Source organism: Lentzea sp. JNUCC 0626, assembly GCF_043632865.1.
GTDB lineage: Bacteria > Actinomycetota > Actinomycetes > Mycobacteriales > Pseudonocardiaceae > Lentzea.
This window is the reverse complement of record NZ_CP171635.1, coordinates 5,175,531-5,188,124: the sequence shown is the minus strand read 5'-3', so window position 1 is coordinate 5,188,124 and position 12,594 is coordinate 5,175,531. Positions and strand designations below refer to the sequence as shown.

Genomic DNA, 12,594 nt, shown 5'->3' with positions numbered 1-12,594 from the left:
GTCATGCCTCAAGGGCCGCGAGGGTTTTCTCTCTCGCGGCCCTTGAGCCGTTTCTGGAGGCGTGTTGTGGACGTAGCACTTATGTTTCCGGGCCAGGGATCGCAGTACCCGCGGATGGCGGCGTCCCTGTACGGCACGGACGCGGTGTTCACCTCGGTGATCGACGAGGTGTTCGAGCTGTTCGGCGAGGTGGGTTCGGTCGCCTGCGAGGACTGGCTGGCCGGGACCGACATCGATCACGTGTCGCGCGCGCAGCCGTTGCTGTTCGCGGTGGACTACGCGTTGGGGCGCACGGTGTTGTCGTGGGGTGTCGAGCCGGTTGCCTTGATCGGGCACTCCGCGGGTGAGGTCGTGGCTGCGACTTTGGCGGGCGTGTTCTCGTTGGAGGAAGCGGTTTCTCTCGTGCTGGACCGGGTGGTGTCGGCGGTGCCGATCCCGTCCGGCGGCATGCTGGCCGTTGCCGCTTCCGAGGCGGATCTGGTGCCGTATCTGGAAGGGGACGTCGCGATCGCCGCGGTGAACTCGGCTCGGCAGACGATGCTGGCCGGGTCCGACGAGCCGTTGGCGCGGGTGCGGGCCCGGCTGGAGGCGGACGAGTACATCGTGGTGACGGTGCCGGCTTCCACGCCGTTCCACAGTCCTGCCATGCAGCCCGCTGTCGACGAGGCGTTGGCGTCGTGGAGCGCTTCTCCCGTTGCGCCTTCGCTGCCGGTGTACTCGGGGTACACGGGCAAGCTGATGACCGCTGAGGACGCTTTGTCGGCGCGGTTCTGGACTCGGCAGCTGACCGACGCCGTCTACTTCGGACCGGCGTTGAACGAGCTGGTGGCGATGTACGACGTGCTGCTGGTGGAGGCTGGGCCCGGACAGACGTTGACGTCGTTCGCGCGCCGCACGAAGGCGGTGCGGTCCGGTTCGTCGCAGGTGTTGCCGTTGCTGGACTCCCACGACTCCGTGGAGACCGCTCGCGCTCGGCTGGTTTGATTTCCGGAATATAAAAGGGCCGCCCTCTCCTGGAGGGCGGCCCTTTAGTGCCTGCTAGTCGATGCCTCGGATGATGTGGTCTTCGTTCTCTGGTGGCCATGAATCGCTGTTTTCCATACCTACGAGGGTAGGTACGGTGATTCAGCTCTCACTTGAAGAACGGTTGTCCGGTTTTCAGTCGTCCAGAAGGGCTACTGCGCGCGTCCAGCCCGCACCGGCGCCCTTGATCTTGACCGGGAACGCGACGACGGTGAAGCCGAAGTCCGGCAACGCGTCCAGGTTCGCGAGCCGTTCGATCTGGCAGTACTCGCGGTCGCGGCCGGCGAAGTGCGCGGGCCACAGCACGCTCTCGTCCTTGGTCTGGAGATAGCGCTTGACGATGTCCGGGAACGGCGCGTCGAGGCTGAACGCGTCCGTCGCGATCACCTTGACCCCCAGGTCCAGCAGGAAGTTCGTGGCGGGGCCGTCGAGTCCGGTGTAGTCGGTGAAGTAGGTCTGGGTGCCCGCGTGCTCGGCGGCGCCGGTGTCGAGGATGACGATGTCCATCGGCTTCGGCGTGTAACCGATGCGGGCGAACTCCTTCTCCAGCACCTCCACGCCGATGACGCCGGTGCCGTGGCCGCGCACGTCGAGCTTCACGCCGGGGTTGTGGAACCACTCGAGCGGCATCTCGTCGATGTGGCGCGGGATTCCGTTGCCGTACGTGGTCTTCGACCCGTAGTGGCTCGGCGCGTCGACGTGCGTGCCGGTGTGGGAGGTCAGGCTGATCCGGTCCAGCGTGAGGAACTCGGAGTCCCGCAGCACGGAGACGTCGAACTCGATGCCGAGGCGCGCCTTGAGCTGCTCGGCCATGTGTTCCGCGCCCTGGGCGGCCGTGAGCACCTCGTGCGTCACCGGGTCCGCTTCGTACGCGGCTGCGTCAATGTGGGAAGACAGATCGATGATGCGCATGGAGCAGAGCTTGGCGGGCGTTCCTTGAGCACGTCTCAAGACGCGGTGTGCAGAGTTTTCGGTGGTCTGACACCGTTTTAGAGGGAGCTCTCGCATGATCACCTTCCTGAACCGCTTCACGCTCACCGGTGACCCCGAGGAGTTCGAGAAGGCCTTCGACGAGACGGCGGCGTTCCTGCGCGAACAGCCGGGCCTGATCCAGTACACGCTCTCGCGTCAGCTCGACGACCCCGCCTCCTACATCAACATCGCGCTGTGGGAGAGCGCCGACGCCCTGCGCGCGGCACTGGCCCACCCGGACTTCGGCAACCACGCCAAGGCGATGCGCGGCCTGGCCGAGTCGTCCGGCGCGATCTTCAACCCGCGCCTGTCGTTCGTCGCCTCCGTCTGATGTCTCCTCTGGACGGACTGAAGGTCGTCGAGTTCGGCGGCATCGGTCCCGGCCCGCACGGCGCGATGCTGCTGGCGGACCTCGGCGCGGAGGTCACCCGCGTCGAACGTCCGTCCGGCGGCCTGTCCGTGGTGCCGGACGCCTCCCGCGACTTCCTGTTGCGCGGCAGGCGTTCGGTGGCGGCGGACCTGAAGTCGTCCGAAGGTCGTGCCTCGGTGCTGTCGCTGATCTCGGCGGCCGACGTCGTGATCGAGGGCTTCCGGCCCGGCGTGCTGGAACGCCTCGGGCTCGGGCCGTCCGACTGCCTCGCGGTCAACCCCGGCCTGATCTACGCGCGCATGACCGGGTGGGGCCAGACCGGGCCGCTGGCCCAGCGCGCGGGCCACGACATCAACTACCTGTCGGTCACCGGGCTGCTGCACGCGATCGGCAAACCACCGCTCAACCTCGTCGGCGACTTCGGTGGTGGCTCGCTGTACCTGGTGCTCGGGGTGCTGGCGGCGTTGTGGGAACGCCAGCGCACCGGCCGCGGCCAGGTCGTCGACGCCGCCATCGTCGACGGCGTGGCGTCGCTCGCGCAGATGATCTGGTCGATGAAGGCGCAGGAGGTGTGGGAGGACGCGCCCGACTCGAACCTTCTCGATGGTGGGTGTCCGTTCTACGCCCTGTACGAGTGCGCGGACGGCCGTTCCGTGGCGGTGGGGTCGTTGGAGCCGCAGTTCTACGCGCTGCTGCTGGCCGGCCTCGGGCTGGTTGCTTCGGACCTTCCCGCGCAGATGGACCGCGACTCGTGGCCGTTGCTGCGCAAGACGTTCGCCGAGGCGTTCCTGACCCGGACCCGCGACGAGTGGGCCTCGGTGTTCGCGTCCACGGATGCCTGCGTGACCCCGGTGCTGACCCTGGAGGAGGCTGCCTCGTACCCGCACCTGGTCGCGCGCGGGGTGTTCACCGCCGACGGCGCCGCCGTCCCGGCCCCGCGGTTCTCACCGGAAACCTCATCCTGACCAAAACTTGCCTTCGCTAAGTTTGTGGTCGTGGAACTGCGCATCTTCACCGAGCCCCAGCAAGGGGCGAGCTACGACGACCTGCTCCGCGTCGCGAAGACGGCCGAGGACGCCGGCTACGGCGCCTTCTTCCGCTCCGACCACTACCTCAAGATGGGCTCGGTCGACGGCATGCCCGGCCCGACCGACCCGTGGATCACCTTCGCGGGCCTCGCCCGCGACACGTCGACGATCCGCCTGGGCACGCTGATGACCGCGGCCACGTTCCGCCACCCCGGCCCGCTCGCCATCAGCGTCGCCCAGGTCGACCAGATGTCCGGCGGCCGCGTGGAGTTCGGCATCGGCGCGGGTTGGTACGAGACCGAGCACACCGCGTACGGGATCCCGTTCCCGGCGCTGGGGGAGCGGTTCGAACGCTACGAGGAACAGGTCGCGATCATCACCGGCCTGTGGCAGACCCCGGTCGGCGGCACCTTCTCGTTCGACGGCAAGCACTACACGCTGACCGACTCGCCCGCCCTGCCGAAGCCCGCGCAGGACCGCATCCCGCTGCTGATCGGCGGCAAGGGCGCCAAGCGCACCCCGGCACTGGCCGCCACCTACGCCACCGAGTTCAACCTGCCGTTCGTCGGCATCGACGACGCCGTCGCCCAGTTCGCCCGCGTCGACGCCGCCTGCGAGGCCATCGGCCGCGCCCCGGCGGAGATCACCCGCTCGGTCGCGCTCGTCGCCTGCGTCGGCCGCACCGACGCCGACGTCGCCCGCCGTGCCGCCGCGATCGGCCGCGAGGTCGGCGAACTCAAGCAGAACGGCCTCGCCGGCACCCCGGCCGAGGTCGTCGACCGCGTCGGCGCGTGGCGCGAGGCGACGGGCATCCAGCGCGTCTACCTCCAGACCCTGGACCTGGCCGACCTCGACCACATCACCGAGATCGCGTCGGACGTCGCGCCGCAGCTGACCTGATATCCGATATATCGCACATCGGATATCGCGTATCGGGTACTGGATATCGGGTACGGGATGTCGGCGGCGGCCTGATATCCAGTACCTGATATCCGATATCCCCTGTGTGGCATGCGATGTATCGCGTACTGGATATGGGATATCGGGTACTGGATATCAGGCGAGCGCCCGCCGCACCACCGTCGGCATCGGCAGGACGACGTCGGCGAACCTCCGCCGATATCCGATGTATCGCAGTTGAAGGCCCGGGTCGTGGAAGTAGCTCTTCTCCAGGCCGTCGCGCCCGAGGACCAGCTTCAACCCGCGGCCGAGCATCGAGGGCGAGTCGAGGTCGAACCGGGCGCGCAGCACGTCGGCGGCCGCGTGGTCGCCGAACTCCAGCGCCGCCCGGCGCACCGACTCGACCGGCACCATCAGGTACTGCTCGTCCGCGTGGACTCCATCGCGATGTGCGATGCCCAATGCGCTCAGCGCCTTCTGGTGCGCGCCGCCGTCGAGGCCGAGGTGGTACTGCTCCCACTCGGCGACCTGGATCTCACCGGACCACGCGCGCACCGGCTTGCCGTCGGGCTCGGCGAGCGCGATCGCGCCGGTGCCGCTCGACGTGATTCCACCCGTCAACGCGGTAATACCGGCAGCCGTGAACAACTGGCGTCGGGACAACCTCACGACGCACCCTCCTCCGAATGCCCCGAGGAGAACTCCGCCGCTCCCCGCCGCAGGGCTACGGAATGCTAGCGAAGGTGATCCCCGGCGCGACGGGGCCAGTGCGGGCCAAAGTGCGGTCCGTCAGGGGGAGCGTTCCGTCGAGCGCCGCGAGCACAGAGTCACGGGCGAGAGGCAGGACCTCGGCGACGGTGACGTCGCGGCCGAGCTCGTGCGAGAGCGAAGCGACGCCCGCGTCCTTGATGCCGCACGGGATGATGTCGCCGAACGCGTCGAGGCTCGCGTTGCAGTTGATCTCGAAGCCGTGCATGGTGACGCCGCGCTGCACGCGGATGCCGATGGCGGCGACCTTGCGCTCGGGACCGCGGTCGTCGGCGGGCAGCCACACGCCGCTGCGGCCCTCGACGCGGCCGGTGTGCACGCCGAGCTGGTCGCACACGTCGATCAGGCCCTGCTCGACGCGGCGGACGTAGTCGACGACGTCGATCGGGTCGGTGAGCTTGACGATCGGGTACCCGACCAGTTGGCCGGGGCCGTGCCAGGTGATCTTGCCGCCGCGGTCGACGTCGATGACCGGGGTGCTGCCGCCGCGCGGGCGTTCCTCGTCGAGGGTGCGCCGGCCGCAGGTGTAGACGGGCGGGTGCTCGAGCAGGAGGAGCGTGTCGGGACCGGCCGCGACGCGTGCGTCCAGGACTTCCTTCTGGAGGTCCCACGCCGCCATGTAGTCGATGAGCCCCAGCTCACGGATGACGACGGGGTCTGTCGAGGTGCGACACGAGTTCACGACCCGACGTTACCAACCCCAGCGCCATGGCTGCCAAAAGCCCGACGCCCGTCACACCCAGCACGGCACCGATGACGTCGGTGACCCAGTGCATCTCGAGAACGACTCTCGCGAACCCGCCCACGAGCACCGCGAGCGCCGCCCACAACACACCTCGCCGCAACAGCACGACCAGCGTGAACCCGACCGACGCGATGGCCACCGTGTGCCCGCTCGGATAGCTCGGCAGGTGGTACTCGATGGGCCGGACGCGGTCGAACAGGAACCGCGTCAGCAGTGTCGCGCAGCAGATCCCGTGCAGCGCCAGCGCCTTCCACAGCCGCGGGTCGCGCCGCTTCCACGCCAGCACGAACAACACGGCCGCGAACGCCCACCCGAGCGTCGGACCGAGCACCAGGCCGATCACGAACGCCGTCGTCTGCAACCACTCGGGTCGCGGCAGTCCGTCGTGCACCCACACGTCGAGCGGGGTCGTCTCCGGGAGTCCTGTCAGGACCCACGAGAGCACCAGCACCGCCGCGAGCGCACGAGTCATGCGACCGCCGCGGTCAGTGCGGACGGCAACGCCGGGTGCAGGAAGTGGAAGCCCTTGCTCTCCAGCACCTTCGGCGTCAGGCCGGGACCGCTGAGCAGCAGTTCCTGGGCCATCTCGGCGCCGAGCAACGTCTTCAGCGCGAACGCGGGCACCGTCCACGGCGTCGGCCGGCCGAGCGCCGCGCCGGCCGCCTTGGTGAACTCGGCGTTCGTCGCCGGCGTCGGGCCCGCGACGTTCACCGGCCCGCGGACGTCGTCGTGCTCGACGACGAACCGGTAGGCGGAGACGACGTCGTCGAGCGACACCCACGGGAAGAACTGCTCGCCCGTCCCGAGCTTGCCGCCCAGGAAGAACTGGAACACCGGCTTCAACCGGCCGAACACCCCGCCCGACGGGGAGATGACGACGGCGGTGCGCATCAGCACGACGCGCACGCCGCCTTCCTGCGCCGCCGACGTCGCCGCCTCCCAGTCCTGGGTCAGGCGCGACATGTAGGTGTGGCCGCCCGGCGCGTCCTCGTCGGCGAGGCGCGAGCCGGTGTCGCCGTAGTAGTGGGCGCCCGAGGAGTTCACGAGCGCCAGCACGCCGTGTTCGACGCACGCCGCCGACAGCACCTCGGCCGGGACGACGCGGCTGTCGTGCAGGACCTGCTTGCGGGCGTCGTCCCACCGCTTGTCGCCGATGCCGGCGCCGCACAGGTTGATGACCGCGTCGACGCCGTCGAACGTGCCCTCGTCGATGCGCCCGGCGTACGGGTCCCAGCCGCGTTCGTCGGGGGCGGCGGCTTTGCGGCGCACCAGCCGCAGCACCTCGTGACCGGCGGCGCGCATGGACGCCACCAGGCTCGTTCCGATCAGGCCCGACGATCCCGCGATGACTACCCGCATGACCTAGATCGTTCCCCACTCAAGCATCACGTGCACAGCCACCAAAGACATAACGGACCCAGGATGTGCCGAAGGCCACCCCGGTCAAACCAGGGTGGCCTTCGGTCAACATCCACTACAGGCAGTATCCAATATATCGGATATCAGTCCTGCTCGGAGTCTTGCGGGGGTGTCAGAGACCGAGGTCGGCCTCGAACGCGCCTTCCTCGAGACGGTTCTTGACCGTCGTGAGGAAGCGGCCCGCGTCGGCACCGTCGACCAGGCGGTGGTCGTAGGTGAGCGCGAGGTACATCATCGAGCGGATGGCGATGGTGTCGTTGCCGTCCTCGTCGGTCATGACGACCGCGCGCTTCTTGACGACGCCGACGCCCAGGATGCCGACCTGCGGCTGCTGGATGATCGGGGTGTCGAAAAGGGCGCCGTTGCTGCCGAGGTTCGTCAGCGAGAACGTGCCACCGGCGAGCTCGTCCGGCGTGAGCTTGTTCGAACGGGCGCGCGCCGCCAGGTCACCGATCTTGTGGGCGATGCCCGACAGGTTCAGGTCACCGGCGTTGTGGATCACGGCGTTGAGCAGGCCGCGCTCCGTGTCGATCGCCAGACCGAGGTGCTCGGCACCGTGGTAGGTGACCTCCTTGCGCTCCTCGTCGATCGACGCGTTGAGCACCGGGTGGGCCTTGAGGGCCTCGATGGCGGCCTTGGCGAAGAACGGCAGGAACGTGAGCTTGGCGCCCTCACGAGCCTCGAACGCCTTCTTGGCCTGGTTGCGCAGCCGGGCGATCTTGGTCACGTCGACCTCGAACACCTGGGTGAGCTGGGCCGACTGCTGCAGCGACTCACGGGTGCGCTGCGCCACGATCTGACGCAGACGCGGGAGCTTCTGCACGGTGCCGCGCTTGCCCGAGTTGTCGACCGCGGCCGGGGCGGCGGTGCGAGCGGCGGGGGCAGCAGCCGGAGCAGCGGCGGCGGGCGCCGGAGCCGGGGCCTTCTTGGCCTCGACGGCGGCGAGCACGTCCTGCTTGCGGATGCGGCCACCGACGCCGGTGCCCTTGAGCGAGCCCAGGTCGATGCCGTTCTCCGACGCGAGCTTGCGCACGAGCGGGGTGACGTACGGCGTGCCGTTCGCGTCCTCAGAAGAAGACGACGCGGCGGGCGCGGCCTGCGGAGCCGGCGCGGCAGGCGCGGGCGCAGGGGCGGCCGGAGCCGGGGCAGGCGCGGCGGCGGGCGCGGGAGCCGGGGCCGGAGCAGCCGGAGCAGCCGGTGCGGCCGGAGCGGGAGCCGGGGCCGGGGCGGGAGCGGCGGCCGGAGCCGGGCTGCCCGAACCGATGACGGCGAGCTTGCCGCCGACCTCGACGGTCTCGTCCTCGCCCGCGGAGATCTCCAGCAGCGTGCCGGCGACCGGGGACGGGATCTCGGTGTCGACCTTGTCGGTCGAGACCTCGAGCAGCGGCTCGTCGACCTCGACGCTGTCGCCGACCTGCTTCAGCCAGCGGGTGACGGTGCCCTCGGTGACGGACTCGCCGAGCGCGGGCATCGTGACGTCGGTGCCCTCGGCCGGGCCGCCGGCCGGCGCGGGAGCGGCGGGCGCTTCCTGAGCCGGGGCGGGGGCGGGCGCCTCCTGGGCGGGGGCCGGAGCCTCCTGCGCGGGAGCGGCGGGGGCGGGGGCGGAGGCCGGTGCGGCGTCGCCGTCACCGATCACCGCGAGCTCGCCGCCGACCTCGACGGTGTCGTCTTCCTGCGCGACGATCTTCTGCAGGACGCCGGCCGCCGGAGACGGGATCTCGGTGTCGACCTTGTCGGTGGACACCTCGAGCAACGGCTCGTCCACCTCCACCCGGTCGCCTTCCTGCTTCAACCACCGGGTGACCGTGCCCTCGGTGACGCTCTCACCGAGTGCGGGCATCTGGACGGAGAAGGCCATTGTTCGCTGACTCCTCGTGCTCTCGTCGTGTGGCTGACTTTGTGTGGGGAACGGTCAGCCGTGCACGTGCAGCGGCTTGCCGGCCAGAGCGAGGAACGCCTCGCCCAGGGCTTCAGTCTGGGTCGGGTGGGCGTGGATCAGCGGAGCCACGTCCTCCGGGAAAGCTTCCCAGCTGTAGATCAGCTGCGCCTCACCGATGAGTTCGCCGACGCGCTCGCCGACCATGGTGATGCCGACGACCGGGCCGTCGGGAGCCTTCACGAGCTTCACGCCACCCGCGGTCTTCAGGATCTGGCTCTTGCCGTTGCCCGCGAGGTCGTACACGAACGTCTCGGCCGAACCGTACTTCTCCTTGGCGGCGGCCTCGGTGAGACCGACCGACGCGACCTCGGGCTTGCAGTAGGTGACCCGCGGGATGCCCGCCTCGTCGATCACCTTCGGGTTCTGGCCCGCGATCTCCTCGGCCACGAAGATGCCCTGCTGGAAGCCGCGGTGCGCGAGCTGCAGGCCGGGCACGATGTCGCCGACGGCGAAGACGTTCGGGAGGTTGGTGCGCAGGCGCTCGTCGGTGATCACGAAGCCGCGGTCGATCTTGATGCCGGCTTCCTCATAGCCGTGACCCGCGCTGTTGGGGCCGCGGCCGACCGCGACGAGCAGCAGGTCGGCGTCGAGGACGTCGCCGTTCTCCAGCGTGACGGACACGCCCGAGTCGGTCTGGGTGGCGCCGGTGAACTTCACGCCGGTCTTGAACTTGATGCCGCGCTTGCGGAACGCGCGCTCCAGCTGCTTGGACGCGTACTCGTCCTCGGCCGGGACCAGGCGGGGCAGGGCCTCGACGATGGTCACCTCGGCGCCGAACGAACGCCACACGCTCGCGAACTCCACACCGATGACGCCGCCGCCGAGGACGACGACCTTCTCGGGGATGAAGTCCAGGTTGAGGGCCTGGTCGCTGGTGATGACCCGGCCGCCGATCTCCAGACCGGGCAGGCTGCGGGCGTACGAACCGGTCGCGAGGACCACGTTCTTGCCGACGTAGCGCTGACCGTTCACCTCGACGGTGTTCGGGCCGACGAACGTGCCCGCGCCCTCGACGAAGGTGACCTTGTTGGCCTTCGCGAGTCCCTGCAGGCCCTTGTAGAGCCGCGAGACCACGCCGTCCTTGTACGAGTTGACACCGGCGATGTCGATGCCTTCGAGCGAGGACTTCACACCGAACTGGTCGCCTTCGCGGGCGTTGTCCGCGACCTCGGCCGCGTGCAGCAGCGCCTTGGTCGGGATGCAACCGCGGTGCAGGCAGGTGCCACCCAGCTTGTCCTTCTCGACCAGGACGACGGACAGGCCGAGCTCGGCCGCGCGGAACGCGCAGGCGTAGCCACCTGAACCACCGCCGAGGATGACGAGATCGGCGTTGGTGGCCGACTCCAGTTCCGGCGAAGTCACTTCGGATCTCCTCGGGATTACTTACTACGCGCGGGTGCGCGCGAGGTACGCGGCCATCTTGTCACTACTTGCCAGAGCGTGGTGATCCGGCATAGGACACCACGCCCGGCCCTGATCATTCACCTACTCATAACACCCTTTCCTGGCATCATGGTGGAGGGAGACGCAGGAGGTGCTCGATGGGGCTGTTCGACCGTTTCCGCAGGAAGCCACGCCCAGGTGTGCTGCGGACCGCCTCCAACCAGGACACCAGCCATCTCGAGCAGTGGACGAAGAGCCGTCAGGGCGTCGAGGCCTATGTGGAGCCCAAGACGACGGTGACCGAAACCACTGTGGTGCTGGTCGCTCACGACGGCGAGTGGACCCGCCGCAGGGTCGCCTCGCCGGACGCCGCGAGGTCGTTCGCACGCAAACTCGGCATGCCGATCTACGACGCGGGAATCGTCGGCTACCCGAAGCGCATGCGCGACTACACGGCGCGTCAGCGCAAGCTCGGCAACGGCTAGATCGCGGTCATCGCGGCGGCGATCCACGGCTCGCTCGCGCCGGTGTCCTCCGGGTCCGGTACGGGCGTGCCGCTGATCGTCGCCATCAGCGCGAAGTAGCGGTCGAGCAGGTCGCCGAACCGGGCGACGGCCTGCCGCGCCACCTCGTCGACGACCGGGTCCGGTTCGCTCAGGGCCCGCTTCACCTCGGCGGGTTCCGCGGGCGTCCCCGTGACAGCGGTGGTGAGTCCGGCGATCGAGTCGAGCATGCGCGCGGCGATGTCCCTGCCGCGCTCCGAGTCCGGTGCCACCCCGGCCCGTTCGGCTTCGTGCGCCTCGATCTCGATCAACCGATGCGCCTCGACGCGCGCCGCCATCTCCGGCGACGTCACGGTGAGTGCCTGCGGCGAGGTGAGGCCGGCGTGGAAGAACTCCCGCATCTCACGCCGGAAACCCTTGTCCTGCACCATGTCCGCGAGCTCGATCCACGCCTGGAGCTGCTCGGTCTCCGGCTCCTCCGGCAGCACGGGCCGCAACCGGTGCAGGTGCTCGACGAACGACGGGTGCACCGTCAGCCCGTCCGTCACCTCGTTCCAGAAGTCGTCCAGCAACCGCTCGCGTTCCTCGTCGGACATCGACACGAGCGCGTGCATCAACGCCGCCTGCCGAGCCCCGCCGCCCTGCCCGACGATGGTCCGCAACACGGCCCGCCGCGCCTTCAGATGCCGCAACTGCCGTTCCACGATCACGAGATGCGTGGTCGCGAGGTCGTGCAACGACGTCTCGTCGGCGAGCAGCCGCCGCACGTCCTCAAGACTCGCGCCGAGATCGCGCAACGTCCGCACGAGCTCCAGCCGGGCAACCGCCTCGACGTCGTAGAGCCGGTACCCGCCGTCCGTGTGACTGGTCGGCGGCACAACGTTTTCGTCCGCGTAGAACCTGATGGCGCTCACACTCAGTCCGGTGCGGCGCGCGACGTCCCCGATGGGGTACAAGGTGGTCATGCGGACCACCCTGCGGTCTCAAGCGGCTTGAGACTCAAGCGGTTTCCACGATCGGTTCGTGCCGCACGGGGAAGTTCACACTGGCGGCGATGAAGCACAACGCGTGCGCCTTCTCGTGCAACGCCTGCGCCTTCTCCCGCGTGGCCGGATCGGCGACCGTCACGACGGGGTTGAGCACCACCTCGGTGAACCGCCCCGACCCGTCCGGGTGCTCGGCCATCGTGCCGGTGGCGCGGTCGCGGTAGTCCGTCACGACGACGTCGTTGGTCGAGGCCAGGTGCAGGTACCAGAGCATGTGGCACTGCGACAGCGAGGCGACCAGCAACTCCTCGGGGTTGTAGCGGCTCCGGTCGCCGCGGAACGACGGGTCGGACGAGCCGAGGATCGTCTCCTTGCCCTCGGCCCGGATCTCATGCGCGCGCTCGTAGGTCTTGTAGCCGGACGTACCGCTTCCGGTGTTGCCGGTCCACACGACCTCGGTCTCGTACTGATGCGTCCCCATGTGGAAATTCTCCTCCTCACACGCCCGAGCGCCTAGCCTCTTTTGCGCGGGCTCCGAGGGAGGCCCGCTGCGCAGTC

General features: G+C 69.1%; 14 protein-coding genes. 5 read left to right on the top strand and 9 right to left on the bottom strand.

The genetic code is table 11. From position 1 onward, the window contains the following. Positions 1 to 3: 3 nt before the first annotated feature. Positions 4 to 984 carry an acyltransferase domain-containing protein gene (locus tag JNUCC0626_RS23040; protein WP_394621841.1) on the top strand — a complete coding sequence of 327 codons (981 nt, stop codon included), beginning with the start codon at positions 4 to 6 and terminating at the stop codon, positions 982 to 984. 174 nt (positions 985 to 1,158) lie between these two features. On the opposite strand, the gene JNUCC0626_RS23035 is transcribed toward JNUCC0626_RS23040, so the two are convergent. Next, on the bottom strand, positions 1,159 to 1,935 hold the full coding sequence (locus JNUCC0626_RS23035) for a cyclase family protein (protein ID WP_394621840.1): 777 nt from the start codon (positions 1,933 to 1,935) through the stop codon (positions 1,159 to 1,161). Between the two features lie 94 nt (positions 1,936 to 2,029). Between JNUCC0626_RS23035 and JNUCC0626_RS23030 the strand changes: the two genes are divergently transcribed. The 3 genes from JNUCC0626_RS23030 to JNUCC0626_RS23020 are packed head-to-tail and all read left to right on the top strand — an operon-like array spanning position 2,030 to position 4,293. Then, positions 2,030 to 2,326: an antibiotic biosynthesis monooxygenase family protein gene (locus JNUCC0626_RS23030; RefSeq protein WP_394621839.1), complete on the top strand. Its 297-nt coding sequence runs from the start codon at positions 2,030 to 2,032 to the stop codon at positions 2,324 to 2,326. Then, the gene (locus tag JNUCC0626_RS23025) at positions 2,323 to 3,330 is read left to right on the top strand and encodes a CaiB/BaiF CoA transferase family protein (protein ID WP_394622083.1); all 1,008 of its coding nucleotides are present in this window, start codon (positions 2,323 to 2,325) and stop codon (positions 3,328 to 3,330) included. The genes JNUCC0626_RS23030 and JNUCC0626_RS23025 overlap by 4 nt, the downstream gene beginning before the upstream one ends. A gap of 30 nt (positions 3,331 to 3,360) precedes the next feature. Continuing rightward, positions 3,361 to 4,293 carry an LLM class F420-dependent oxidoreductase gene (locus tag JNUCC0626_RS23020; RefSeq protein WP_394621838.1) on the top strand — a complete coding sequence of 311 codons (933 nt, stop codon included), beginning with the start codon at positions 3,361 to 3,363 and terminating at the stop codon, positions 4,291 to 4,293. 156 nt (positions 4,294 to 4,449) lie between these two features. On the opposite strand, the gene JNUCC0626_RS23015 is transcribed toward JNUCC0626_RS23020, so the two are convergent. From JNUCC0626_RS23015 to lpdA, 6 genes are all read right to left on the bottom strand, one after another. Continuing rightward, positions 4,450 to 4,914, bottom strand: a complete 465-nt coding sequence (locus JNUCC0626_RS23015) for a hypothetical protein (protein ID WP_394621837.1) — start codon at positions 4,912 to 4,914, stop codon at positions 4,450 to 4,452. Between the two features lie 103 nt (positions 4,915 to 5,017). Then, a complete protein-coding gene (gene lipB / locus JNUCC0626_RS23010; RefSeq protein WP_394621836.1) occupies positions 5,018 to 5,743 on the bottom strand; it encodes a lipoyl(octanoyl) transferase LipB in 726 nt (241 codons plus the stop codon). After that, positions 5,700 to 6,278, bottom strand: coding sequence for a phosphatase PAP2 family protein (locus JNUCC0626_RS23005; protein WP_394621835.1), 579 nt, complete (start codon positions 6,276 to 6,278; stop codon positions 5,700 to 5,702). Before JNUCC0626_RS23005 ends, lipB begins: the two co-directional genes overlap by 44 nt. Then, the gene (locus JNUCC0626_RS23000; RefSeq protein WP_394621834.1) at positions 6,275 to 7,165 is read right to left on the bottom strand and encodes a TIGR01777 family oxidoreductase; all 891 of its coding nucleotides are present in this window, start codon (positions 7,163 to 7,165) and stop codon (positions 6,275 to 6,277) included. The genes JNUCC0626_RS23005 and JNUCC0626_RS23000 overlap by 4 nt, the downstream gene beginning before the upstream one ends. Positions 7,166 to 7,337: 172 nt before the next feature. Further along, positions 7,338 to 9,083: a 2-oxoglutarate dehydrogenase, E2 component, dihydrolipoamide succinyltransferase gene (gene sucB, locus JNUCC0626_RS22995; protein WP_394621833.1), complete on the bottom strand. Its 1,746-nt coding sequence runs from the start codon at positions 9,081 to 9,083 to the stop codon at positions 7,338 to 7,340. Between the two features lie 54 nt (positions 9,084 to 9,137). After that, entirely contained in the window at positions 9,138 to 10,526 is a 1,389-nt protein-coding gene (gene lpdA, locus JNUCC0626_RS22990) for a dihydrolipoyl dehydrogenase (RefSeq protein WP_394621832.1), read from the bottom strand. A 179-nt stretch (positions 10,527 to 10,705) separates the two neighbouring features. Here lpdA and JNUCC0626_RS22985 point away from each other — a divergent pair, with 179 nt between their 5' ends. Then, on the top strand, positions 10,706 to 11,032 hold the full coding sequence (locus JNUCC0626_RS22985) for an oxidoreductase (RefSeq protein WP_285647209.1): 327 nt from the start codon (positions 10,706 to 10,708) through the stop codon (positions 11,030 to 11,032). On the opposite strand, the gene JNUCC0626_RS22980 is transcribed toward JNUCC0626_RS22985, so the two are convergent. Together JNUCC0626_RS22980 and JNUCC0626_RS22975 are read right to left on the bottom strand one after the other, a co-directional pair. Beyond that, positions 11,029 to 12,015, bottom strand: a complete 987-nt coding sequence (locus tag JNUCC0626_RS22980; protein ID WP_394621831.1) for a MerR family transcriptional regulator — start codon at positions 12,013 to 12,015, stop codon at positions 11,029 to 11,031. The genes JNUCC0626_RS22985 and JNUCC0626_RS22980 overlap by 4 nt on opposite strands. A gap of 34 nt (positions 12,016 to 12,049) precedes the next feature. Then, entirely contained in the window at positions 12,050 to 12,517 is a 468-nt protein-coding gene (locus JNUCC0626_RS22975) for an OsmC family protein (protein WP_394621830.1), read from the bottom strand. Between the last annotated feature and the right edge of the window lie 77 nt (positions 12,518 to 12,594).

What these genes read in the sequence shown, in the direction of transcription:
- JNUCC0626_RS23035 (WP_394621840.1), bottom strand. Translation starts at nt 1,935, where the DNA reads ATGCGCATCATCGATCTGTCTTCCCACATTGACGCAGCCGCGTACGAA.
- JNUCC0626_RS23030 (WP_394621839.1), top strand. Translation starts at nt 2,030, where the DNA reads ATGATCACCTTCCTGAACCGCTTCACGCTCACCGGTGACCCCGAGGAG.
- JNUCC0626_RS22980 (WP_394621831.1), bottom strand. Translation starts at nt 12,015, where the DNA reads ATGACCACCTTGTACCCCATCGGGGACGTCGCGCGCCGCACCGGACTG.
- sucB (WP_394621833.1), bottom strand. Translation starts at nt 9,083, where the DNA reads ATGGCCTTCTCCGTCCAGATGCCCGCACTCGGTGAGAGCGTCACCGAG.
- JNUCC0626_RS22975 (WP_394621830.1), bottom strand. Translation starts at nt 12,517, where the DNA reads ATGGGGACGCATCAGTACGAGACCGAGGTCGTGTGGACCGGCAACACC.
- JNUCC0626_RS23005 (WP_394621835.1), bottom strand. Translation starts at nt 6,278, where the DNA reads ATGACTCGTGCGCTCGCGGCGGTGCTGGTGCTCTCGTGGGTCCTGACA.
- JNUCC0626_RS23000 (WP_394621834.1), bottom strand. Translation starts at nt 7,165, where the DNA reads ATGCGGGTAGTCATCGCGGGATCGTCGGGCCTGATCGGAACGAGCCTG.
- JNUCC0626_RS22985 (WP_285647209.1), top strand. Translation starts at nt 10,706, where the DNA reads ATGGGGCTGTTCGACCGTTTCCGCAGGAAGCCACGCCCAGGTGTGCTG.
- JNUCC0626_RS23040 (WP_394621841.1), top strand. Translation starts at nt 4, where the DNA reads ATGCCTCAAGGGCCGCGAGGGTTTTCTCTCTCGCGGCCCTTGAGCCGT.